The sequence below is a fragment of the Methanobacteriaceae archaeon genome, from assembly GCA_030656015.1.
Classification (GTDB): Archaea; Methanobacteriota; Methanobacteria; order Methanobacteriales; family Methanobacteriaceae; genus UBA349.
This window is the reverse complement of sequence record JAUSNX010000001.1, coordinates 62,879-87,392: the sequence shown is the minus strand read 5'-3', so window position 1 is coordinate 87,392 and position 24,514 is coordinate 62,879. Positions and strand designations below refer to the sequence as shown.

The 24,514-nt window shown below is 32.1% G+C and carries 19 protein-coding genes, 1 pseudogene and 1 CRISPR repeat array (1 of these 21 only partly in view); of the genes and pseudogenes, 5 read left to right on the top strand and 15 right to left on the bottom strand.

The window, feature by feature from the left end:
• Window positions 1-310 precede the first annotated feature (310 nt).
• Together Q7I96_00380 and Q7I96_00375 are read left to right on the top strand one after the other, a co-directional pair.
• The gene (locus Q7I96_00380; protein MDO9626064.1) at window positions 311-5,500 is read left to right on the top strand and encodes a DUF3320 domain-containing protein; all 5,190 of its coding nucleotides are present in this window, start codon (window positions 311-313) and stop codon (window positions 5,498-5,500) included.
• 404 nt (window positions 5,501-5,904) lie between these two features.
• Entirely contained in the window at window positions 5,905-8,025 is a 2,121-nt protein-coding gene (locus Q7I96_00375) for a histidine kinase dimerization/phosphoacceptor domain -containing protein (protein MDO9626063.1), read from the top strand.
• Window positions 8,026-8,092: 67 nt separating this feature from the next.
• Here the strand turns inward: Q7I96_00375 and Q7I96_00370 are convergent, their stop codons facing one another.
• The gene (locus tag Q7I96_00370; GenBank protein ID MDO9626062.1) at window positions 8,093-8,812 is read right to left on the bottom strand and encodes a hypothetical protein; all 720 of its coding nucleotides are present in this window, start codon (window positions 8,810-8,812) and stop codon (window positions 8,093-8,095) included.
• 265 nt (window positions 8,813-9,077) lie between these two features.
• Entirely contained in the window at window positions 9,078-10,355 is a 1,278-nt protein-coding gene (locus Q7I96_00365) for a transglutaminase domain-containing protein (GenBank protein ID MDO9626061.1), read from the bottom strand.
• Window positions 10,356-10,700: 345 nt separating this feature from the next.
• Between Q7I96_00365 and Q7I96_00360 the strand changes: the two genes are divergently transcribed.
• The gene (locus Q7I96_00360) at window positions 10,701-11,027 is read left to right on the top strand and encodes a Rieske 2Fe-2S domain-containing protein (GenBank protein ID MDO9626060.1); all 327 of its coding nucleotides are present in this window, start codon (window positions 10,701-10,703) and stop codon (window positions 11,025-11,027) included.
• 132 nt (window positions 11,028-11,159) lie between these two features.
• On the opposite strand, the gene Q7I96_00355 is transcribed toward Q7I96_00360, so the two are convergent.
• The 7 genes from Q7I96_00355 to Q7I96_00325 all read right to left on the bottom strand — a co-directional run bounded on the left by Q7I96_00355 (window position 11,160) and on the right by Q7I96_00325 (window position 17,073).
• Complete coding sequence (locus Q7I96_00355; GenBank protein MDO9626059.1) at window positions 11,160-11,459, bottom strand: hypothetical protein; 300 nt, start codon at window positions 11,457-11,459, stop codon at window positions 11,160-11,162.
• Between the two features lie 93 nt (window positions 11,460-11,552).
• Complete coding sequence (locus Q7I96_00350; GenBank protein ID MDO9626058.1) at window positions 11,553-11,840, bottom strand: winged helix-turn-helix domain-containing protein; 288 nt, start codon at window positions 11,838-11,840, stop codon at window positions 11,553-11,555.
• A 132-nt stretch (window positions 11,841-11,972) separates the two neighbouring features.
• Entirely contained in the window at window positions 11,973-12,773 is an 801-nt protein-coding gene (locus Q7I96_00345; GenBank protein MDO9626057.1) for an ABC transporter ATP-binding protein, read from the bottom strand.
• Window positions 12,766-13,905 (bottom strand): ABC transporter permease, encoded by a 1,140-nt coding sequence (locus Q7I96_00340; protein ID MDO9626056.1) that lies wholly within the window; start codon window positions 13,903-13,905, stop codon window positions 12,766-12,768. The genes Q7I96_00345 and Q7I96_00340 overlap by 8 nt, the downstream gene beginning before the upstream one ends.
• A gap of 524 nt (window positions 13,906-14,429) precedes the next feature.
• Window positions 14,430-16,022 (bottom strand): methyl coenzyme M reductase system, component A2, encoded by a 1,593-nt coding sequence (gene atwA / locus Q7I96_00335; GenBank protein ID MDO9626055.1) that lies wholly within the window; start codon window positions 16,020-16,022, stop codon window positions 14,430-14,432.
• A 12-nt stretch (window positions 16,023-16,034) separates the two neighbouring features.
• Window positions 16,035-16,631, bottom strand: coding sequence for a DUF134 domain-containing protein (locus tag Q7I96_00330; GenBank protein ID MDO9626054.1), 597 nt, complete (start codon window positions 16,629-16,631; stop codon window positions 16,035-16,037).
• A gap of 79 nt (window positions 16,632-16,710) precedes the next feature.
• Complete coding sequence (locus tag Q7I96_00325) at window positions 16,711-17,073, bottom strand: NifB/NifX family molybdenum-iron cluster-binding protein (protein ID MDO9626053.1); 363 nt, start codon at window positions 17,071-17,073, stop codon at window positions 16,711-16,713.
• Between the two features lie 252 nt (window positions 17,074-17,325).
• On the opposite strand from Q7I96_00325, the gene Q7I96_00320 reads away from it, so the two are divergent.
• The gene (locus tag Q7I96_00320; protein MDO9626052.1) at window positions 17,326-17,604 is read left to right on the top strand and encodes an ATP cone domain-containing protein; all 279 of its coding nucleotides are present in this window, start codon (window positions 17,326-17,328) and stop codon (window positions 17,602-17,604) included.
• Window positions 17,605-17,628: 24 nt separating this feature from the next.
• On the opposite strand, the gene Q7I96_00315 is transcribed toward Q7I96_00320, so the two are convergent.
• From Q7I96_00315 to Q7I96_00295, 5 genes and pseudogenes are all read right to left on the bottom strand, one after another.
• Window positions 17,629-18,381: a hypothetical protein gene (locus Q7I96_00315; protein MDO9626051.1), complete on the bottom strand. Its 753-nt coding sequence runs from the start codon at window positions 18,379-18,381 to the stop codon at window positions 17,629-17,631.
• 176 nt (window positions 18,382-18,557) lie between these two features.
• A complete protein-coding gene (locus Q7I96_00310) occupies window positions 18,558-18,824 on the bottom strand; it encodes a hypothetical protein (protein MDO9626050.1) in 267 nt (88 codons plus the stop codon).
• Window positions 18,825-19,151: 327 nt separating this feature from the next.
• Entirely contained in the window at window positions 19,152-19,805 is a 654-nt protein-coding gene (gene rnc, locus Q7I96_00305; protein MDO9626049.1) for a ribonuclease III, read from the bottom strand.
• A 136-nt stretch (window positions 19,806-19,941) separates the two neighbouring features.
• Window positions 19,942-20,217 carry a hypothetical protein gene (locus tag Q7I96_00300; GenBank protein MDO9626048.1) on the bottom strand — a complete coding sequence of 92 codons (276 nt, stop codon included), beginning with the start codon at window positions 20,215-20,217 and terminating at the stop codon, window positions 19,942-19,944.
• Between the two features lie 171 nt (window positions 20,218-20,388).
• Window positions 20,389-20,511, bottom strand: a pseudogene (locus Q7I96_00295) (class III signal peptide-containing protein).
• Window positions 20,512-20,699: 188 nt separating this feature from the next.
• On the opposite strand from Q7I96_00295, the gene Q7I96_00290 reads away from it, so the two are divergent.
• Window positions 20,700-22,043: a glutamine synthetase family protein gene (locus Q7I96_00290; GenBank protein ID MDO9626047.1), complete on the top strand. Its 1,344-nt coding sequence runs from the start codon at window positions 20,700-20,702 to the stop codon at window positions 22,041-22,043.
• A gap of 331 nt (window positions 22,044-22,374) precedes the next feature.
• Here the strand turns inward: Q7I96_00290 and Q7I96_00285 are convergent, their stop codons facing one another.
• On the bottom strand, window positions 22,375-22,803 hold the full coding sequence (locus tag Q7I96_00285; GenBank protein MDO9626046.1) for a hypothetical protein: 429 nt from the start codon (window positions 22,801-22,803) through the stop codon (window positions 22,375-22,377).
• A 591-nt stretch (window positions 22,804-23,394) separates the two neighbouring features.
• Window positions 23,395-24,514: direct repeats of the CRISPR family, unit length 30 nt; unit sequence ATTTCAATCCCAATATGGTCTTATTTTAGC (it continues 2,212 nt past the right edge of the window).

Genomic DNA, 24,514 nt, shown 5'->3' with positions numbered 1-24,514 from the left:
CCATGAATCAAATTCACTAATGAAAAATCATTTCTAAGAAAGATTTATCTTATATTAATCCTTAAAATATTTATTAGATAACTATTATAATTTAAAAATAGGATAAAAATAAAATATAATAATTAAAGTTCTCTAAGGAATCAATAATAAAATAGAATCAAATTTAATTCCATCATGATTCTTAAAATTATATCTAAATTATGAATTTAGGATTAATAGGGTAATTAATCAATGAAATTCATTTCATCAATTTATAATAATATCAATTTATAATATAAATGGAAAAAATAGACAATATAAGAGGGAAAATATGGGGTCTAAAGCAAACAAATCAATTCAAAAAGAATTTAAGAGTCTTAGAAGAAAATTACTTGATTTAAGTATGCGTAATCAGCTTTTAAACTTTAGACCTCGCTCTAGAACCATTGAAGTGGTAAATGATACTCCCTCTCACATTTACGATTATCTGGTTTTAAATGAGAAAAAAATGCAGTTCCTGCCTCAAAGAGATGAAAAAGAGTTAGAAAGAGAATTAGAAAAAGAGGCTGAAGAGAAAAGAGAACTACCTGAAGATCTCTCCGATGAAAACAGTGCTATTTTAGAATCCATGGTGGAGAACCTCAAAATAGCTAAAGTAGATACCATAATAAAAGATGAAGATAAAACTGAAGATAAAGATTCGGATCTCTGGGAATTCCCACCAATTGACGAGGAAACTGTAGAAGAACAGAAAAACCGTTTTTTGGAAACGGAATTAACACCATCTGAGCTTCAAAGAAGACTATTTTATATTAATCAAAGGGCCCGTACCATGCTCCAGGAACAGGGATATAATATCCTTTATCTAGGCCTGGGCTTTTTAGAATGGGACGAACCACATGTACCAGATATAAGGAAGGCACCACTGGTTCTTATTCCAGTTATAATTGAAAGAAGAAAAGTAGGGATGTCTTTTTCTATCCACTGGGACGGTAATGACATACTAACCAATATATCTCTCCAGGCCAAGTTAAAGGAACAAGATATTGAACTTCCTGAATTTAATATGCCGGTCAATGCCGAGGGCATCAAAAAATACCTAAAGAAGGTTAAAAAGGCCACCAAATCCATGAAAGGATGGAAAGTCCACGACGAAATACAGCTTGGTTTCTTTTCATTTACCAAGTTCGTCATGTACCGTGACCTGGACCCGGCCACTTACAAGGAAACTATAGATATAACTGAAAAACCACTAATAAGTGCTATTTTCAACCCAGATTTAGCAAAAGAACGCTCCAATTTCATGGAAAGTGAAGTGGATGAACGACTTAAATATAAAGACGTTTACCATGTAATGGATGCTGATTCGTCACAAATAGCAGCCATAGAAGATGTTAAAGCAGGATCTAACCTGGTGGTGGAAGGACCACCCGGAACGGGTAAATCACAGACCATTGTTAATCTCATTGCTGAGCTCATGGCCAATGACAAAACCATACTTTTTGTCAGTGAGAAAATGGCTGCTCTGGAAGTGGTTAAAAGCCGTTTGGATCGAATAGGCCTGGGAAAATTCTGTTTAGAGCTGCACTCTCATAAAACCCGTAAAAAAGATGTTTTACAAGAGTTGGAAAGTTCTCTAAAGGATATGCCGGAAGAAGATCTGGATATTGATCGGCAGCTTAATCGTTTAGAGACCCTTAGAAAACAATTAAATGAATATAATCGGGCACTTCATCAGCCACTATACAAAATACGATTATCACCTTTCCAGCTTTTTGGAATGAAAGAAAGTGCAGAGAAGAAGTTTCCAGAGATTCCAGTGGTAAGAATTCCATCTCCAGAAGATATAACTCCTGAACAATGGGAAGAATCCATTATTGAACTGGAAAACCTCACCCGTCTTTCTGAATTATTACCTCCCTTAGCTGAAAATCCATGGTCTGGAACTGACCCTGGAATGATTTTACCTCCCACCATACGGGAGATTGAACAGCAAATAATTGAAACTCAAGATAATTTAGATTTATTCCGCAAAAAAGTCAAGGCATTTGAAGAGGAATATGGTATTAAAAATTCCAAAAACTTCTATGAACTGGATAAAACTATTCTAGCCTCTCAAATATTATCTGAATCAAAGCCAGTGGATTTAGAAATTTTAAATTCACCAGTATGGGATGAACATGAAAATGACGCCTTTTTACTTTTAGAGAAACTGGAGAAACTTCAAAAAAGTATAACTATACTGGAAAGATTCCATGACTCGGTCTTGGAAAAAGATCTGGATAAGTTGTTAAGGGACTATCTGGAACATTCTTCCAGTAAAATCAAGTTTTTAAGTGGTAAATATCGGAAAATCAAAAACGAAATTGATTCACTTTACATTAAAAACCCACCACAAAATGATTATGAGATTATACAGGATTTAGAATCTTTAAAAGATCTAACCAACTTAAAAAATCAACTGCATGAACATGAAGAAGTGGCCCGGAAGTTCTTTGGATCACACTGGAACCTGGAAAACTCCTCAGTTAAAGAATTAACGGCCACTGCCAAGTGGATGGTTCAATTTAGAAAACTGGCAAATGAAAATATAATCACTGATAAAACTATGGAATTGGTTGTCAGTGGAATAGACCATGAAAAAATAACTCAAATGGAAAATGAACTCTTAGCAGAAAATGATTATTTCTCTAAATCATTAGATGCCCTTAAATCCACACTAAATACTCATAGTCACATAATATTCAATAAAGAACCACAAATGGTTACTTTCAGTCAATGGAAAACCAAATTACGTTTATGGAAGGACAATCTCAGTATTTTGCCTTTATGGTCTCAGTATCTGGAGAAAAAGAAGCTTTGCATGAAAACCAAGGCAGCACCATTTATTCCATCAGTTGAATCTGGAGCTATAGCCCTTGATGATGTTAAGGATATAATGGAAGGTAATTTGGCCGATAGTCTTTTAAGCATGGCCTTTAAAGAGATTTCCATTCTCTACACATTTATTGGAGATTTACATCAGGGTAGAATAACTGAATTCCAGGAACTGGATTCAAAAATCATTGAGCTCAATCGTAAACGATTATTCAATAAGTTAAATCATAATATGCCTCAAGTATTTGGAGGAGCAGCTCCTAACTCCGAGGCCAATGTTCTCAGTGGAGAATTCACACGAAAAAGAGGCCACCTACCTTTAAGAAAACTTCTAGCAAAATCCGGAGGACTCATACAGCAAATTAAACCATGCTTTATGATGAGTCCCTTATCCATTGCCCAGTATTTAGATCCGGCCAATGAAAAACTGGAATTTGATGTGGTAATCTTTGATGAAGCATCTCAGGTAAAACCAGAAGACGCTCTAGGTGCCTTTTTACGGGGAAAAACTGCGGTGGTTATGGGTGATACTAATCAACTCCCACCAACTTCATTTTTTGATCAGATGATTATATCTGAAGAGGAAACAGAAGAAGTGGCTCGAGCAGCAGACATGGAAAGTATTCTTCACCTGTGCAAACGTAGTTTCCAGGTAAAAATGTTGCGCTGGCACTACCGTAGCCGGCACGAATCACTGATTGCAGTATCCAACCAGGAATTCTATGATAACTACCTTCTAGTTTATCCTTCACCCTGCCATGAAAGTGAAGAATTAGGTTTAAAACTTAATTATCTTCCAGAAACTGTTTATGAGCGTGGAAGAGGATCTTTCAACCCGGTTGAAGCTAAGGAAGTTGTTAAAGAAATATTCAATCACTTTAGAAAGTATAAAGGAACTAAGAGTCTGGGTGTTGGGACTTTTTCTGTGGCCCAGATGAACGCAATTCTAGAAGAACTGGAATTAATGCGAAAAGAACATCCTAAAATGGAAAGGTACTTTAGAGAAGATGCTGACGAGCATTTCTTTGTTAAAAATCTGGAAACTATCCAGGGTGACGAAAGGGATGTTATATTCATTAGTATAGGTTATGGATTTGATGAAAATCAAAAAATATCCATGAACTTCGGCCCATTAAATCAAGAAGGTGGAGAACGCCGTTTAAATGTACTCATTACCAGGGCCCGGGAAAAATGTGTGGCCTTTTCTAATTTCCGTTCCATGGATCTCCATGTAACTGGGGGAACACCATTTGGGGTGAAAGCTCTCAAAACCTTTTTACAATACGCTGAAAACGGTAGCTTAAGCCTAGAAAAAGGAACTAATGATGAAATACAGAGCCCATTTGAAGACTCAGTTTACCAATTCCTGGAAGAACATGGCCTAGAAGTAGAAAGAAGTATAGGATGCGCTGGTTTTAGAGTAGATATGGCTATTGTAGATCCAGAAGACCATGGAAGATACATGGTAGGTATTGAATGTGATGGGGCCATGTATCACAGCTCTGCTGTGGCCCGTGATAGGGATCGTCTCCGTGAACAGGTTTTAGAAGGCCTGGGTTGGAAGATTATTCATGTATGGTCCACTGACTGGTACCGGAATCGGGAAGAAACCCAGAAAAAGCTATTAAATGCCATTGGTGTTATTGAAATAGAAACAACTACTGAGCTTGAAAAAGAATCAGAAGAAATCAATGATCTAGGAGAGAATTTAGAAGAAATTGAAGAATCTGAAATTGCAATAGGTGAATTAGCAGAAGAAACTATGGATGAAAAGTCTGAAAATGAGGTTCTCATTGAGAATGGTATAAAATTATCTTCTTCAGAACTTGATAGTTCTTTTGAAGTCCAATCAAGTTATGCCCATCCTGAAAATATAGTTTCTAAAAATATTGATGCTGAAAATATACCTTCGGAAGATATAGATTCTGAAGATTCAGATATTACTGGAAATGTTAAAACTAGTGATATTGATTCTACTATTGACTCAGATATTGGCCAACCATTATCTAAGGAAACAGATCTAGAAGAATCAAATCTTCAAACTGAAGAAATAGATTCAGAACATTCTAAACAATTAAACCCATCTTCACCACCAAAATTAGAAGATAAACTCATTCCCTATCAACCTTATGAATCTACTACTCTAACAACTTCTGATGAACTTTATAAAAGTCCTACTCCTGTTGTATCTACTGTAGTTAGTGAAATTGTATCTATAGAGGGCCCTATTCATTATGAAGAAATTATTAGGAGAATTCGTGAGGGATGTGGCCTTAGGAGAGCAGGAAATAAAGTACGGAATATTATCTCCAGTGCAGTAGAGATGGCTGAAAACAATGGTAATATAAGGCGTAGCGGTGACTTCTTATTATTGAATGACACATCTAATGTGCCAGTTAGGCAGAGGATTTATAAACCAAATATTACCTTTATTTCTGCGGAAGAAATAGAAGAGGCCATTAGAATGGTTCTGGACTTTGAATCCATGACTCCTGAGAGAGAACTGGTTATTAAAACTTCACGTCTCTTTGGTTTCAAGACCACCAGTAAGAAGACCTTTGATCGTATAAATAGTGTTCTGCGAGATATGATTAATAAAGGTGTTTTAAAAGAATTTAATGGAAAAATCGATTTTAATAGATAATATAAAATTAAAATTTAATATTTTTTTATTTTATTTATTTTTACATTAGTATAATATTATTTATTACCATTTAAAGACTCTAATTTAACTTCAAGATCTTTTAGATGCTCATTATTACATTGTAGGATAAAATCGTCCCCAATATTTCTTATAAGCTGATTTAAAAGATCACTTCCTTTTAAGTTATTAATATTGCCTACTAAAATACTTAATTTTCTTTTAAAATGAATCTAATCCAATTAAAGTATTATTAAAAAGTTTTAACTAAATTAAAGATATTGCACTGGTTTTAAATTATTTAATTTCTGTTTTTGGGTTAAATATATTGAATTAGTGGATTTTAAATAATAAAAGTTAATATTAATAAAGAGCAATAATTAATATTAGTGAAGGTGAAATCCAAATTGAATGAATTTGCAATAATTTCCTTAATATCGGCCATAACCTCCTTTTTTATAGCTAACTTCATTTACTTTAGGAACCCTAAGAACTCTCTAAATCGAACAATTACTATTTTCAGCGTACTTGTTTCATTCATGGCACTTTGTGAATTTGCTTATCGTTTAGCAGAATCATCAGGTAGTGCATTTATATGGCTGAAATTTAGTGCATTTTGGCCTTTTATACCAGCAGTATTGCTACATACCGCGTTTATTTTTACTCAAAGATCATATATCTTGAGAAGTAAATTAACTTACTTGCTGATTTATGGGCCAGCATTGATTTTTGTAATTTTAGGTATAGGAACCAATTTTTTCATAGGACCACCCATACATGAGTACTGGGGATGGATATATTCTATACCCTTAGATGAAACTATCTATGATTTATTTGCCCTTTGGACCGTATTAGTTTCATTTATTTCGTCATGGATGGTATTTTTGTATGCATTTCAATCAGAGACCGGACAAAAAAGACAATCATTCTATATTAGCTTTGGAATATTCATGCCACTTATATTGGGTATAATCACAGATTTTATTTTAAGAAGTTTCTACATTCAGATTCCAGAATTAACCAAGACTTTTTTAACTATAGGCCTAGTTTTCATTGCTTATGGGGTTTGGAGATATGATTTCCCTATTCTAACTCCATCTCAAGCAGCAGAAAAAATTATCTCTACTATGCCTAATTTATTAATTCTAGCAGACCATAAAGGAAACATAACTAAAGTGAATAATAGTTTAACTTCAGTATTGGGATATGATGAGAATGATTTAATTGGAAAACCCTTTTATAAAATTTTTGCTTCAAAGCAAAAAATAGATTTAAAGGAAATTATACAAGATGGAAAACAATTTAATATTGAATCGGTGATTTGTTCTATAGACCACCAGAAAATTGATGTTTTTCTTAATATTTCTCCTATACTGGATATTCTTAAAGTAACTACTGGGTTTGTCATAATAGGAACAGATCTTACAGAAATAAAAAGGGCTTCTCAAAAAATTATTGAAAGTGAATTTAAATTCCGTAGTGTTGTTGAACAGATATCTGATGGTATTTCACTGGCAATAGCTCCGGGAATAATTATTGATTGGAATAGTTCCATGGAAGAAATAACTGGGATTAAAAAAGAAGATTTTAATGATAAGTTTATTCATGAAATAATTCATGACTTGATTCCATTAACCATTAATGAAATGGGTATAGATGATAATGGCCATATGATGGAACCATTAAACTATTATAAAAATGAATTTGAAAATGCTTTCAAAGATAAAATACTTCCAGATAGCCTAAAAATAAAGGAAACAAAGATTATACGTTTGGATGGGTCTTCAAGGGATGTCATGATAAATAATTTTTTTGTTGAAAAGTGCACCCCTCATATCTTATGCACTGTAGTACAGGATATAACTGATCAAAAAGAATCTGAAAACTTTTTAAAAGCTTCTTTAGAAGAAAAAGAAATTTTACTCAGGGAAATTCACCATAGGGTTAAAAACAACTTGCAAATCATTTCAAGTCTGTTGAATCTTCAAAAAAGGTATGTTAATGATAAACAGGCTCTTAATTTATTCCAAGAAAGTCAAAACCGTGTTAAATCCATGTCCATGATACATGAAAGTCTTTATCAGGCTACTGATTTGGGCCATATTGATTTTTCGGTTTATATTTCTAAACTTTCTATTGAATTAATGTCTTCCTATGGAGTAAATACCAATCAAATAAGTTTAAAAAGGGAAGTAGAAGAAGTAGTTTTGGATATTAATACTGCCATTCCCTGTGGCCTTATAATTAATGAATTAATGACTAATTGCATAAAATATGCTTTTCCTGAGGGAAGAAAAGGCACAATTACTATTAAATTTTTCTTAGAAGATGATCATTATGTTTTAGAAGTTTCTGATGATGGTATTGGATTACCTGGGAATATGGACTTTAAAAAGATGAAATCTTTAGGAATAAGACTGGTTAATTCGCTGGTAGGTCAACTAGAGGGTACAATTAAATTGGATACTAGTTCAGGAACTAAATTTATCATTAAATTTAAGGAATTGGAGTATGATCCTAGGATTTAATTGTTCATGGTTTCAATAATATTCCTTAAATAGTGGGCGTTATAATTTGATTTATTATATTCCAATTCTAATCTAATTCATTATTATCTTTTTTTAAACCTTCTAATTCAGCAAATTCATCTACCCATTCTATGCACTGGCCTTTTTTCTCAGCACGCCTTATAAAAAAGATTCCAATTAAGGCACCTATGATTCCACCTAAAGCATCAGTAAAAAGATCACTCATCGTATCATCTAAAGGATTCTGAGTTAAAGAACCTTGAGTAAGGCCAGTAGGAAGTACCTGGCTTATATGGGAATAAATAAAGTTATCATAGGAATATTCTACCATTTCAAGTATTCCACCTATTCCTATGGTTATGAGAATGATTAAACAAGCCATTAATGCCAGACTGGCCCTTATTTTTCCATAGATGTATGCAGTATATAAGAACATCATTCCAATCAAAGAAACCATTAACGGAACTGTAAGGTGCATAAAATCATCATAGTGTGGTATTTTACCGTAAAGGCCGAAAGTATTTCCTAAAACATATTCTAGAGTAACCACTACTAAAAACATTATTTCCACTTCGACAGGAATAACCTGCTTGTGTTGTGGGTTTAAAAAATTGGGTAAATAAATAATTAAAAGTGCGATTAGGGCCATTATACCAAATACTTTAATCCCACCTACTCCAAAAATGACTATTGTGATTCCCATAATTAGGATAAAAATGCGCATTAATTTTAGAAGATTTTTCTTCCAGGCACTTATATTCTTGACAGAGGGATTTGTAAAACTCATTTTAATCAAAAACTTTGTATTTTTAAAATATAGTAGATATTAATGAATATGATAAACTATCATTTATTTTTATCTTATAATAATAATAATAATAATAATAATAATATTTTTTAATAAAAATAAAGTATTAATTATAAAAATATGAGCTAATTAACTTTTAAATGAGATAATTAATTTACAAATTTTTAAAAATTAGCCAAAAAAAATAAAAAATAAAAACCCCACATTAAAAATTAAAATGGGGACTTTTATACACGCTTTTCTTTTAGAAAGGTAGCTCTGCATATTTATTTTTAATAGTAACTGATGAGGTGTTCCAATTCTTTATAACACCCAAACTATTACTATAACTTATAGCATCTGCCGCATACCATACTCCATTTATATAGAGTTGGGCCCAAACATGGCCGTAAGTTGTTCCACTATTGAATACAGTTGATCCATGCACATATCGAGATGGAATCCCTGCTGTCCTTGCTAGAGAAATTAATAAATGGCTGTGGTCTACGCAATTTCCTTTTTTTAGTTGTAGAGTTTGTACTGCTCCGTATTTAGTATTGTAGTAGAAACTGTAATTGAGGTTGTTCCGTACCCAGTTAAAGATTGCTGAGGCTTTACTCCACTTGGAACTTAATCCTTTAGTGATGGAAGCCGATAATGCACTAATCTGGGAATTGGTAACCTGACAATTCGAGGTGGACTTCAGGTAATTGGAAAGGATTTCACCATTATATGCATCATTTACATTACTAATACCAATCTCACCGGTGTTGCTAGAACCGGAAATGCTGATACTGGTTAGGGAAACATATTTAGGTAGATATCCTTTTGTTGCCTGGAAGTTCAGGATTTTTGACATGGTGTAAATTAGTCGTTGATACTGAATATTTCCTAGTGAGCTACTTGCGTAATTTGGTGCTCTTCTATTATTTTCTATATAGTTGGCCACTTTACTAGCTAAGGTTAGGTAAGCTGATTTATAGAGAACGCCTACTTTTGAATTTCCATTTGGGTTACTGGCAGCAGATACACTTTTGAGAGTTATGCTTGTGGTTTTTCCACTATTGATCTGAGTTATTCCTTTTGCCAGCAAGTAAAGGAATTCACTCATGGTTAAATTGTAGTTTGAGATAACTACATAGCCAGGTAGTTTATGGTTGTTTTCGATGTACACTCTGACCTTTGATGCAGCATTTTTAATGCTTTTAAGGTCGAACTTCGCTGAATATTTACTGTTGGTGGTTCCTGCTGCTTTTATATCTTCTTTTGCAGAGTTATTATTTAGGGAGGTTGAATTTGGACGTTTTGATTCATTATTTACAACGTCTGCTTCTTCATGTTCGGTGGAATTGTTCTTGGTGTTATTCGATGTATCGACAAGTATTTGATTTTGATTCATTTCTGTCGAATTATCTCCTATTGAACTGTTATTACTAACTAATTCATAAGAGGTGTTATCACTGGTTATTGATTGATTTATATCTTGGGCATATATGGTGCTGGAACAAGAAAAAGCGATGCATATTGCTATTACAATTGCCATCTGCATTTTTCGCGAGATTATATCTCCTCCGATCAACAAAATCTACTTTTGATGTAATTCTAAACACATGGTTTAATATACACTAGTGAAATTTGTTGATGTTTATAATTTGAATTTTAGAGGATATATAGATTTATGATTTTAATTGAAAAATTGAATATTATTTTAGTTTTAGAATAAGGATGAAAATACTGTGGCTGGTTTAATTATACTCGTTAAAAAGATAATATTTCAATTTATAATATTTAAATAGTTTAAATAAGAAATATTAATTAAATCCGGTTTTAAAATCTAAATAATAAATTTATTGAGGTTTTTGTTAGAATAAATTTAAGGGGCGTTAAAATGGAAAAGTTATGTGAATTAAAGGATATTTCAGAAGGCACTATGAAAGGGTTTTCAGTTCAGGAAAAACAGATTTTAATAGCTAATGTTGATGGAAATTTCCATGCTGTTGATGCTATTTGTACTCATAGGGGAGGATATTTACCTGATGGAAAATTAAGCAAGAACTTAGTCATTTGCCCAGTGCACGGAACTCAGTACGATGTTACTACTGGTAAAGTCTTTAAAAATGTATCTACCTTAATGAAATTTTTAACAGGCGAGGCATCAGATTTGAATAGATATGATGTTATTATTGAAGAGGATTCTATTTTTATTGAATTATAATTATCTAAAAATTAGTATATTTACTGTAAATTAATTACAATTTTTTTATTTTAATTTATTTGATAATTATCTATACCTAAAATTATTTTTTGTAATTAATTGTTTATTAAGCAATCATTTAAGATATAACAATTAATAATCCCAGGTAACTTTTAATAAAATAGTTAGGGCTATCAATTCGATGATATCTCCCACATAATAGGGTTTATCCATAATAGCAGAACTATCGGTTAGTATAAGTATTATAGTGGCCAAATTTTTAATCATTAACAAAAATGCAAATAGAATAAGTCCTACGGTAAAACCTATTTTTATTTGATTGTAGCTTTTTATATATAGATACAATAGGCCACCGGCAAGCCCTATATTTGCTATTATTATTACAATAGATAAAAGTTTAATTCCAGATAATCCTAATAGTTCTGCGGCCATTTTAATCACTTGAATATTTAATTAATTTTTTTAAATTAATTTGTTACGTATTTTATTTGATTCCAATACTGCTTTCAAATATTATAATGTAATTTATTTTTCAGCTTCTTTTATTTGATTCCAAACTGCTTCAAATTCATTATAATTGTTTTCCATTTTCTCAGAGAGGAAATACATTTTACCATATTTGGCCCCTGATGATTGGACAACTGCACTGTCCTCTAAAATTTTCATATGATGTCTTATAGTTCGATAATTAACATCTAATAACTCAGCAAGCTGATGTGCGTTATATGGTCGTTCATTTAATTTTTTAATTATCTTGGCACGATTAATTCCACCTCTTGTACCAAGAATTAACCACCAGAGCACTTTTTTCATTTGTATCCCTTTAAGATGTAGAAATATAAAATTATTATAATATTTTAGGTGCTTCAGTGAATATAATTACCGATTCTATATTATATTATCTAATTTAATTTAAAAATATAAGAAAAGAAATTTAAAAAATTATTATTTCAAATTCGCTTTTTCTTCCTTTATTTTTCCATCACGCACAGTAATAATTCTATCTGCCATATTGGCCACATATGGTTCGTGGGTTACCAGTACCAGAGTCACATTTTCCTTTTGATGAAGGTCTTTTATAAGATCCAGTATTATGTCTCCTGTTTTCGAATCCAGAGAACCGGTAGGTTCATCGGCCAATATAATAGATGGGTGATTAACCAGTGCGCGGGCAATGGCCACTCTCTGTCTTTGTCCACCTGAAAGTTTGGTGGGCTTTTGATCGAGCTTATCCGGCAAGTCCACAGATTTTAAAAGACTTATAGCTCTTTCTTCCATGGCTTTACTAGAAAATGCAGTTTCTAGCATGGGTATTTCCACATTTTCTTTGGCTGTTAAATTGGGAATCAAGTTGTGTAGCTGGAATACAAATCCAATTTCTTCAGATCTAAATCTGCTTAAATCTTTGTTTTTAGTTAAATCAATACCGGCCACATTAATAGAACCTTCATCCGCAACATCCAAAGCTCCAATCATATTTAAAAGGGTAGATTTTCCAGAACCAGACGGTCCTATTATGGAAACAAACTCTCCTTTTTTTATTTCCAAATCTATTCCATTCAGGGCCTTTATTTTACCATCATCATAGCTTTTTTTAAGGTTTTGTATTTCTATAATATTTTCTGGATTAGAATGTGTTTTTTGATTTTCTCTAATATTAGAATCTTCATTGTTTTGATTTTCTGGATTAGAATGTGTTTTTTCATTTTTTCCAATATTAGAATCCGTATTGTTTTGATTATTCATAGCGCAACGCCTCAGTTGGTGCTAATTTTGATGCCCGGTAGGCAGGATATATTCCACCAATGATACCTACCAAGAATGCTACTCCATAGGCTCTTAAAAATAGGTCAAGTGAATAAACTGGGTTAATCATAGTACCGAAACTAGCAGAATATGCAAGTAGAATATTTACGCCCACAATTCCGACTATGGTACCTACCGTACCAGCAACTAAAGTGAGTACAATGGATTCTCCTAAAATCATACCTAATATTCTACGACTTCTCCACCCTACCGCTTTTAAAACACCGATTTCACGGGTTCGTTCATAAACTGACATGATCATGGTGTTAATAACTCCCACCCCACCAATGAGTATGGCCAGTAGTGAAATTGCCCAGGTGGCGGTGTCAATGTAGCCTAAAGCATCATTTACTCGATTTGCCTGATCAGCAGCGGTCGATGTTGTTAATTCATTTGGATATTTATCTGCAATTCTGTTACTTACTTCAGTTACATTGGCATTGTCAGTAACTTTTACGGATATAGCAGTTATTTTATTATCATTACTGGTAAGATTCTGTAGTTTACTTAAGGATACATAAGCCCCCGCATCTGACATGAAATTTCCAGTTTCAAATATTCCAGTAATCTTGAATTTCACTCCAAAAATATCGATACTGTCTCCCACAGATTTATTTAGACTATCTGCTGCGGTCTTTCCTAAAATTATTTCATTGGCATTTTCATTAAATACTGATCCATTTACACTACTTACTCCCACCAGACTTAATTTACTTTTTTCAATACCATTCACCGTAAATCCACCGCCGGGCCCCATTGAAGCACCTGAGATATTGGCATTGGCCTTTAATATTCCTGCTGTTTGTTTGACTCCACTAATTTTCAAAAGATCATTGGCTTTAGATTCGTCAATACTGCCTCCGGTTGATTGAAAACTGTTAGAACCAGTTTTGGTAACAGTTATTTCAGCCGAACCTGCTTTTAATGTTGTTTCAGTGGATGCCTGGAGGCCGCTAGTTACCAGTCCTAAAGCCACAATGGTGGCAATACCAATAGCTATACCCACAATAGCCAAGGCGCTTCGGGTTTTATTTCTAAATGGATTTTTTAATATTAACCCTAAATAATTCATATACGTAACTCCTTTATTATCTTAATTAGTAAACTCTAAGTAATTCTTTCTGGAATTATATTAAAGTAATTATTTCACAATTAGGTACAAATTAGGTACAAATTAAATATAATTTGAAAATAATGTTTCCTAGAATTAGTTCAATAATAAATAGATTCCAATTTTTGGATTTATAATAATATTATATTAATTATAATTAAATAATCTTGGCACAAATTCAAATAAAATTTCAAAAACTAGATGTCAAAAAACGATCTAATTGACTTTATGCTCTAAATGATTTTTTAATATTTAAATATAGATTTATAAACAAATTAAAAAGATAAAATGAAATAAAGTATTTTTAATATTTAAATATAGATTTATAAACAAATTAAAAAGGTAAAGTAAAATTAATTTAATTGAATCTATTGGTGGGATTGTATTTTAAAACGAAAATAATCACTCCCACAGCAATTAAGGCCAAAAATAGTTTGTACATATATTATCACTACCTATAAATTAAATAATAATTGATTAAAAGTTCAATCATTTTTTAACATTTTTTCTTTTTCTTTAATGGTTAAATCTTTAATAATATCTTGGGGGTGGCCAGTTTTTAGAATTTTTCCTCCCCTCATTAGGGAAGCTACATCACAGACATCAATTACAAAATCCATATCGTGAGATATAATTAGAAATGTCTGGTTTAACTCTTTTCTTGCTTTAATAATAGAATCTGTTAGCTGAACTCTAGTAATAGGGTCCATGGTACCGGTTGGTTCGTCAAGTACAATAATTTTAGGTTCTTTTATCAAAACCTGGGCCAGTGCTACTCGGTGTCGCTCCCCACCACTCAACTCATCGGGATACTTGTTTAACATAGATTGGGCATAATTTTCTGAAAACCCTACTGCATGGAGAACATGTAAAGCTTTTATTTTACCAAATTCTGCAGGCAATTCCAAACTAATGGAGTCTGTAAGGTTTTGAATTATATTTTTGTGAGGATAAAGACTGTATTCTTGGTGAAGTAGTCCAATATATGGAGTTATTCTTCCTCTTCCCAATGGTCCCTTTTGAGTCATATCAATCCAATTTTCACCTAGTTTAACATTTATATCTCCTGAACTAGGTTCAGTTAGGCCACAAAGGATTCTGGAAAGTGTGGTTTTACCGGCTCCACTTAATCCCACAATACCGTATATTTCACTTTCATTTACTACCAGATCCACTCCATCCACGGCCTTAACTACTCCTCTTTCAATGGAATAATAATGTTTTTTCACATTATCCAGTTTTATAATAGGCTCACCAATACTAGTGTTCGTTTTTTTATCAGGTAATGGTACGGTATCCATGAATCTTTGAACAACAGTTTCTGGATTTCCAGCATCTATTATTTTGCCGTTATCTAGCCATATTACATAATCTGATAGTTTTTTCATAACTTCCGGCCAGTGAGAAGAAACGACCATAGTTTCCCCTTTGTTTTTTACGCCTTCTAGAAGTGCTTCGTGCAATAATTCTGCTGTTTGGGGATCCAATGTTCCTGTTGGTTCATCTGCTAAAAATAGCATAGGTTCTTTGGCCATTTGCCTGGCTAGAACAACTCTTTGTTTTTCCCCACCACTTAAATCACGAGCTATATGAGTTATTCGGTGAGTCATCTGGGCTGTTTCAATCAGTTCTATGGCCTTAGGAATGTTTTCTTCATCTGATGTATCAATTGCCTTTAAGACATTGTCTATGACGGTATCGTCTTCATATAATGCAAAGGTTCGCTGGAGCATGATTGATATTCGGCGTCTTATAGCCGCAAATAGTGGCCTTTCACAGTTCCAAAAATCAACACTTTTGGCTTTAAATTGTCCACCACATTGGCATTTTTTGTTTTCCATGGATGGTGGTTCTACCCTTAAACAATCTGCACATAAAGCAATATTATAGGTTATTTGACCATCATCTGGCTGGTAACCTTTCATTCCGCGCAGCATATTTATTAGAACTGATTTCCCAGAACCACTTTTTCCTAGAATTCCTATTACTGATCCTTCTTCAATGGTCAGGTTAATATTTACCAGAGTTTTAATGTCATTGAAAGATTTATTAACATTCTTTATTTCAATAAAAGTCAAATTTATCACCATTCAGGATTTGTCTGCACCACAAAGTAGTGTTTCGCATTCAGGACATTTAGTATTTCTACATGGCACAGCACGTATTTTTGGAGATTCATATCCGCAATTTGGACATTTACAGACTTTAGGGGGACCAGCTCCCAAGCCCGGACCACCATAAGATCTTCGCTGAACTATGGAATTATCTTCATTTTTTGATATTATTTCTTCTTTAGTCAGCGTAATATCTTCTGATTTACAATCGGGACATTTATCATACAATTTATTAGGACTATTCCATTCAAATTCACAAACATTGCATTTATAATTATTTTTTCCTGTCATGAATTCATCCCCTGTGATAATTATCGTATTTCCCTCAATTAAGGCCTTAGCTATTTTTTTCCGCGCGGAGGATAATGTTCTGTGAAATGTTGGTTGGGATATACCCATCATCTCTGCCGACATTTTTTGTTGAATATCGTGATAATCTCTCAATCTTATTGATTCAAATTCATCTAGATTAATTTCTATTGGATCAACTGAGCCAATATTATCACTGTCTGGTTTAAAACAACGAATTTTAGGTTCATCCCTTATTTTCCTAATTCTTCTAGGCCTGGACATGAGTGAATATATATTCAAATCGGGATATAAATTTTATTAATTTAAATTTTTAAATTTAAAATTCTTTAAATGAGAAGAGTTATTTTGGAAAACCACCTTGTAATGTACTTATTTCCATTAATTTGTCTTCCTTAAACATTTCGATATTTTTCTCCACAGTTCCAGGTATGCTTTTATAAACTTTTATTCCGGCATTTCTTAAAACATGGAATGATACATTTCCTAATTTTCCAGTTATTAGCACGTCTACATCATTATCTGCTAAATAATTTGATGCCAGGCTTCCAGCACCTTTTTCGGATCGCACCGGGTTTTCACTAGCAATGATATCATTTATTTCACCATCATTCAAAGTGAAACTTATGAAATCATGGCTTCTTCCAAATATGGGGCTCACTTCGGAGCTTAAATCCCGTCCATTAGATGCTATTATAATTTTCAAAAATCATCCCTCCTTCACAAATATACTGTTATGAATATATATTCAAAACTATTATATAAAGTTTATAATAACTCTGTTAAGTTTTAACCATGTGGATAATGCTTTTAAAGAATAAATTAACAAATTTTTTTCTTATTTTTTCTTTAGAAAATTATTCAAATTTTTAGTTATTAAAAATAGAAAAAATTTTTAATAAAAAATTTATGAAATAAGATATATAAAATTATTATAAACTACTAAATGGGTGATTTGATGGAACATGTAATAAAAAGAAAAGGAGAAACTGAACCATATGAACCTACAAAAATAAAAAATGCTCTTCAAAAGGCGGCCATTGATGCGGGATATACTCCTGAAGAAAAAGTAGACATAATTGAGGAAGTATACTATAATATTAAAGAACAAATTGATGGAAAAACAGAATTAAAAACAGACACTATTAAAATGTGTATATTAACTGAATTGGATAAATGTGAGCCGTATATTGCTAAATCATGGCGAATATTTGATAATAAATTTAAAAAAAGATGATGTAATAAAATATAATTGCTAATCCTATTTAAACTCTTTTTCCAGAGCCTTTAAAATGAATCGAGGCCTATTACCATATTTTTTAATATAAATATCTATTTTATCATCACTCAAAAAACTGTAATAAGTTTTCACAATTTTAATCATTTCTTCTTTGCTATAGGATACAACAACCACGTCAAAAAAAAGTTTTAAGAAGAAAACCAAGATTTTTGATATTAAATGGAAGTCAGTAAGAATATCATATCTTACTCCATGAAATTTTAGTACCCATGAGGTCTGAGTAACCACATTAACATCTTTTAAGTACTTGTAATGTTTAAAATATTCATATAATATCCTAAAATAAAATGGAAATGTGCTAGGCCCGTTATTTTCAGTCCATAGCCCCAGGCCTACTTTGTGGGGATCAATATATTCCGAATCCAGGAATGGATCGGCAAATAGTACCAAATTATATTCTGAAGCTTTTTTATAAACCTCTTTTTTGGATTTTGCTCCCATATCCTCTTTAATAGTCTTCCAAAATATTTTATATACTTCATTAGGTTTTGAATCAATATCTATGAATAAAAAAGCATCATAAACATTAATATCCAATAGCGAAAGGGCCTGGTATATATTAGCGGATTTACCTGTGCCTGGTGTGCCTAAAACATGGACGAATCGTCCTTTTGATGTTTTTAAACTTTTTAATTTGTCACATAATTCATAAAAAGAAGTCGTCTTCACGAAATCTTTACTATCCTCTGCTGAGAGAACTTTATGATTGGCCATTATTATCATATTGTCATATCTAGTATTGATATTTTTTCATTTTGTTCCCTTAAATGGAATTGTGGATAAAAATAAATTTCAATAATTTTCTATAATATTTTTTGAAAATCAAGAACTTTTTAAAATAAGATCTATTCTATAAGTTATAATAATTAAAAAAAGAAAAAAGAATTTATTTATTCAATTTCTAGCTTAATGCCACCTACGTGTGGTGCTAATGCATTGTATAGTAAAGCCACTATAGCTGCGCCTATAAAGGTCATAATAAATGCAGTAATAGGCCAAATTACTATGAGATATAAGGCTCCCATAGAAGCAATAGAACCAGAAACTGAGTTTACCACAGCTGTTGTATTACTATCTAATGCTATAAGATAAGTACTCACGCTGTATAATGCAGCATATCCAACAATAAAATAAATGATCCCTGCAATGAATGACAAAATTAAAGAAATCACTGATATAATTGAGGCAAAGGACATTACTGGCAATGCTTTAACTACTTTCACATCTCCCATTTTTTCACCCCCGTGAAAATTGTAATGTATTTTATTAATAATATATTGATGTTAATAACATAAATTTATTTCTATATTATTTTAAAACAAAAATTATAAGCACGACTTTAGGAGCGCAGATGGTAAGTAAAGAATTTTATTTTAATTTTAGGCATTTTTATATTTAAATTGAATAATTTGAATCATAACTGGCATTTAAAAGTCATGATGAATTCTTTATGTATTTAAGGTGAAATATTTAAAATAAATAGTTTAAAGTTTATCTAAAGCAATCTTAGCAGCATTTTGTTCTGCTTCTTTTTTACTCCCACCACTACTTAATCCGTAGCTTTTACCATTAATTATGGCGTCCATAGTGAATGTTTTATCGTGGGGACGACCTTCTTCTTTAATTAGTTCATAACTCAGTTTAAAATCTTTTTTATCACATAATTGCTTTAATTCGGACTTATAATCATAAAAAAATATGTCCTTGTTTTCTATATGTGGAATGACGGTTTTAGAGAGAAATTCTTTAACAATATCCAGGCCCTGATCCAGATACAATGCTCCAATAAATGATTCAAATACATCACTGATAATGGAATTAATTTCTCTTTGACTTAATTGTTCCCCCACACCCCGTTTTATGTACTTATCCAGCCCTAATTCCATGGAATAAGTGTAAAGTGCTTTTTTACAGACATAATTAGCACGTTTACGGGTTAAATCACCTTCATTTAAAGTAGAATCCATATTATATAAAAATTCTGATACCACTAAATCCAGAACGGCATCCCCTAAAAATTCTAATCTGTCATAACATTCATTAAGGCCATTTTCATTAGAATATGACTCATGGAGAAAGGCCAACTCATAGAGATGAGTATTATTTGGTTGGATGGAATATTTTTTTAGTATCTGCATTTTATCAATTATATTATAGATTTATAGGTTGATAAATTATTATAATATATTTTTTTTTTAAAAAAATTATTTTAAGACTTATTTTAATTGCAAAATGGTCTAAAAAATAAAGTATAAATAAAGTATAATATTATTTCTAAGTAGATGATCGAACTTTGGATGTGTCCTCGGTATAATTTAAACCAGTTCCACTACCTCCAGGAATAGTAAATGATTTTATAACTGCTCCGGATGGATTATTGTGCCAATTATAAGGTCCTGCAACTTGCCAAGAAGTTACCTTATCTCCAATACTTACAGTAACCAGAACCCACCTATTTTTGCCGGTCCAATCAGAACCAGGTAAATCTTGTGGTGCTTTGTCTGGATTTCCAACACCCACTAGAACCACAAAGCTAGTGCCCGAATTCATTTTTCCTAAATTTATAGATTTTGTTTGACCCTTATTAAGATAAAAAAAAGATTTATATCCACCACTAATTACATTATTACCATTAGTAGTATCATTGACTTCGTATACTGCTTTTAATGCATATGGAGTTCCAATACTAGTTATATTTATTTTAACATCTGCTGTTTCATTATTGGAGTTAATATCAAAATAGCTTTGATATAAACTTATGGCAGCTATAGCAACAATTATAACTCCACCAATTAGTAGCAGGTATTCTGCACCGCCTTGTCCTTTTAAATCTTTTAAAAAGATATTTGCACTTCCAATTATATAATAATAATAATAATAATAATAATAATTATTAATTTGTAGAAATATTATAACTGTATAAATGATTTTTATTTAATATGCTCCTTCTTTATCTAATAATAATATATAGCATAATTCATATAAATAATTTAATAATTAACAAAGAAATCCTATTCATCTAGGGTGAAATTATGAATGAAATAAAAAGCAAATTATTGAATTCAAAAACTCAGTTTATACGTGTCTTATGGTGTGATAATGCTAATATTATCCGGGCTAAGGCCTTGCATATAAACACTCTGAAAAATATGAATTCAGATAGTGAACTTTCAGTTGGAATTTCTCGTGCCCAGCAGGGTGTTCCTGTGATTTATGATGGTGTAGTGGATGGTTCTGGCCTGGATCCAGTGGGTGAAATAACATTAAAAGGAGATTTATCTACTTTAACTAATATACCATATGCTCCAGGACATTCCAGAGTTATAGGGGATATGGTCAAAAATGGCGAAGTTTGGGATAATTGTCCACGCGGATTTCTCAAAAGGATGATTTCTGATGCTCAAGAGGAGGGCTTAAAAATTAAATCTGCCTTTGAAAACGAATTTTACCTCCTTAAAACAGGTGAAAATTATAAAGATTATGAACCATCGGATTTTACTCCTTTTGCTTCAACTTATTCCATGGATCAAAGATTAGATGTTATTGGTGAAATTGTTAAATCTTTAATTGCCCAGAACATCAATGTGGAACAATATTATCCTGAATCGGGTCCAGGACAGCATGAAATAACTATTGGATATGATAATGTCCTTCAATCTGCCGATAACCAAATTGTATTTCGGGAAACTATAAAAGCCATATCTCTGAAATATGGGCTTCTAGCATCTTTTCTACCTAACATATTTCCCAATGCTGCAAGCAGTGGTTGTCACATTCATTTTAGTCTGTGGAAAGATCAGAATAATATTTTACACGACTCTGAAGATAAATATGGCCTTTCTAAAGTATCCCAGCAGTTCATTGCGGGAATATTGCACCATCTGCCAGCATTAATGGCCATTACCACACCCATACCAAGATCCTATCTTAGAATCCGTCCAAAGATGTGGGCTGGGGCCTTCCGAGTTTGGGGTTTTAACAACCGCGAGGCAGCCATCAGAGTCATAAGAGAAGATAATGGAAATATTTTACACTTTGAATTGAAAACGGTCGATGCTTCATCCAATCCTTACCTGGCACTCGGTGTGGTTATTGCTGCGGGAATGGATGGTATCCGAAAAGATATGGAACTAACAAAACCTGTTCAAATAGATCCAAGCATATTATCTTCTGATGAAAGAAATGAATTGGGTATTGAACCACTTCCAGATAATATGGGTGAAACACTGGATAATTTAGGAAAAAATGATGTATTATTAAATGCTATGGGTAAAGAACTTTCAAAATCCTACTTAGCTGTTAAAAATGTTGAATATGAGTCATTACTCAAGTTATCACCTGAAAAAGAATTGGAGTTACTCCTGGAGAAGTATTGAAAAAAAATTTATTTCAATTTAATTTTTAGCAATTTTTCAGTACTATAACATACATTTATGTATAAATTACATGAAATTTAACGTATTTTTAATAAAAAATTGTTTTTATTCTTATTTTATTTAAAATGAGTATTCTCTAAAATGAACTATTTCCATAATTTATATTATTTACAACAAAGTTTTAAAAGTTTATTTAAAAAAATAAAAAAAATATTTTAATTAATTAAAAACTATGTTACAATCATTATAACTGAGTGTTTTCTTGTTTTTTTTGGGTCTTAAAATGATTTTATTGTAATTATTAATCATTTTAACAAATCTACCAGTCAATTTATTCTACACCATTGAAGTTAGATAATCCGTACCGGAATAGGATTACTCCATGCGTATATGGTTTTACAGCTTTGATTTCCGCAGATATGGTACTTGCATTTTTAGGAGTAGGATTTTCATCGGATTGGTAAGTTTCAAGTCCGGCTACAATTTTATCAGGGAAAATGAAATTGAAAATTTGATTATATTTTTTAACCTTTTTTGTTAAACCAGCTATTCCCAGATCATACTCACCTACATAGAGTTGAGGGACTATGTAGTCACATAAAGGTGCTATTAGATAATAATTTTGATTTCCATCCCATCCGTCAGGTTTAACCGTGATGGAGAATGTTTCGCCTATAGTGGCCAATCTCATCTGTATAATTTCTAAAAGATATGCGGGCATATTATATGTTTCCACATCTAATTGAACCCCTATATTCATCTGAGCAACTTGTGAGGCATAACTGAACCCAGGATATACCCATGCGTGGGTCTTTATTCCCGCAGTATCAGCTTTCTTTTTTGCTTCTGATAGTACGGATTTGTAATTATTATTTTTTACTAAAACATATATATCTGTTATTCCGGCGCTTTTTAAGGTGCTGAAATTGATTTCTGATAGGGGTGTAGCATTGGGGTTTATATAATAGCCTATGATAAAATTTTCACTATTTTGTGTAGAAGTGAAATTCCCTGATGCAGCTAAACATTCTGAATTTAAACCTAATGAAAGAGTAAGTATTAGAAATAATGATATCCATTTATATTTAATCTAAACACCCCCGATAAGAAACCATTATAATTAATATAACTGTTCTTAATATTTGAATATACATGAAACTTAGATCATGGATAAAAGAAGCAATATTTTCCGACTTAAATTAATAAGGTTAATTTTATTTTTTATCTCTAAAAAATACCCTGAAAGATGGGCTCTTTTTGAGAAACGTAAAAATTAATCCCTTCTAAAAAATGAGTTTGATATGGAGAATTTTAGTCGCCCAAAATTCTTGATAAGCTTCATTGGATTCTTATTTCAATCCCAATATGGTCTTATTTTAGCCTCAAATAAGTGGAGTTAATTTAAAAGGTTCTGGTTAATTTCAATCCCAATATGGTCTTATTTTAGCCTCAAATAAGTGGAGTTAATTTAAAAGGTTCTGGTTAATTTCAATCCCAATATGGTCTTATTTTAGCGGGCCTTCCGTTTAGCATCCATGAGGGCGTTTTGTTCATTTCAATCCCAATATGGTCTTATTTTAGCTCGCCGTTGGAGTACTCATATCCACACTATAAGTCGGTATTTCAATCCCAATATGGTCTTATTTTAGCTCTTACATCAGAATTTAAATTATTATATTCTAACATATTTCAATCCCAATATGGTCTTATTTTAGCAGCATTATCTGATTTTGGTAATACTGGCTCTGAATCTATTTCAATCCCAATATGGTCTTATTTTAGCCATTACCGTGATCATTCAAACTAACCAGAGAAGTATATTTCAATCCCAATATGGTCTTATTTTAGCGACGGCTTATTCAAATACATGGACTCGTTGTAGTAGTATTTCAATCCCAATATGGTCTTATTTTAGCATAAATATCACATAATATATAATATAAAGTATTAATTATTTCAATCCCAATATGGTCTTATTTTAGCAAGGATGTAATTATACTAATCGAAATCGTAAACCTATTTCAATCCCAATATGGTCTTATTTTAGCTACGAAGAGAATGTAGTATTTGTGACCTCCTTATTTAATTTCAATCCCAATATGGTCTTATTTTAGCAGGTTAAGAACAGGGATAATCATCAATGCCTAATTTGATTTCAATCCCAATATGGTCTTATTTTAGCGAAAATCAGTTGTATAAGTTTGTTGCGTCTCTTCGATTTCAATCCCAATATGGTCTTATTTTAGCAAAGAAACAGGGAAAGCCGCCGAAGGTGCAGCTGGATTTCAATCCCAATATGGTCTTATTTTAGCCTTCCATTGCAGGTTTATCAACTATACTCACTGCAAGATTTCAATCCCAATATGGTCTTATTTTAGCCTTGTACTCTTGAAGAAGGGAAGGCTGTGTTGGTTATATTTCAATCCCAATATGGTCTTATTTTAGCTGCGTATAGTGTTGTTACTGCGGAG

Excerpts from the sequence above, each read along its gene's own strand:
- Q7I96_00380 (MDO9626064.1), top strand. The coding sequence starts at position 311 with ATGGGGTCTAAAGCAAACAAATCAATTCAAAAAGAATTTAAGAGTCTT.
- Q7I96_00370 (MDO9626062.1), bottom strand. The coding sequence starts at position 8,812 with ATGAGTTTTACAAATCCCTCTGTCAAGAATATAAGTGCCTGGAAGAAA.
- Q7I96_00365 (MDO9626061.1), bottom strand. The coding sequence starts at position 10,355 with ATGGCAATTGTAATAGCAATATGCATCGCTTTTTCTTGTTCCAGCACC.
- Q7I96_00360 (MDO9626060.1), top strand. The coding sequence starts at position 10,701 with ATGGAAAAGTTATGTGAATTAAAGGATATTTCAGAAGGCACTATGAAA.
- Q7I96_00355 (MDO9626059.1), bottom strand. The coding sequence starts at position 11,459 with ATGGCCGCAGAACTATTAGGATTATCTGGAATTAAACTTTTATCTATT.
- Q7I96_00350 (MDO9626058.1), bottom strand. The coding sequence starts at position 11,840 with ATGAAAAAAGTGCTCTGGTGGTTAATTCTTGGTACAAGAGGTGGAATT.
- Q7I96_00345 (MDO9626057.1), bottom strand. The coding sequence starts at position 12,773 with ATGAATAATCAAAACAATACGGATTCTAATATTGGAAAAAATGAAAAA.
- Q7I96_00340 (MDO9626056.1), bottom strand. The coding sequence starts at position 13,905 with ATGAATTATTTAGGGTTAATATTAAAAAATCCATTTAGAAATAAAACC.
- Q7I96_00330 (MDO9626054.1), bottom strand. The coding sequence starts at position 16,631 with ATGTCCAGGCCTAGAAGAATTAGGAAAATAAGGGATGAACCTAAAATT.
- Q7I96_00320 (MDO9626052.1), top strand. The coding sequence starts at position 17,326 with ATGGAACATGTAATAAAAAGAAAAGGAGAAACTGAACCATATGAACCT.
- Q7I96_00315 (MDO9626051.1), bottom strand. The coding sequence starts at position 18,381 with ATGGCCAATCATAAAGTTCTCTCAGCAGAGGATAGTAAAGATTTCGTG.
- rnc (MDO9626049.1), bottom strand. The coding sequence starts at position 19,805 with ATGCAGATACTAAAAAAATATTCCATCCAACCAAATAATACTCATCTC.
- Q7I96_00300 (MDO9626048.1), bottom strand. The coding sequence starts at position 20,217 with ATGAATTCGGGCACTAGCTTTGTGGTTCTAGTGGGTGTTGGAAATCCA.
- Q7I96_00290 (MDO9626047.1), top strand. The coding sequence starts at position 20,700 with ATGAATGAAATAAAAAGCAAATTATTGAATTCAAAAACTCAGTTTATA.
- Q7I96_00285 (MDO9626046.1), bottom strand. The coding sequence starts at position 22,803 with ATGAATATAGGGGTTCAATTAGATGTGGAAACATATAATATGCCCGCA.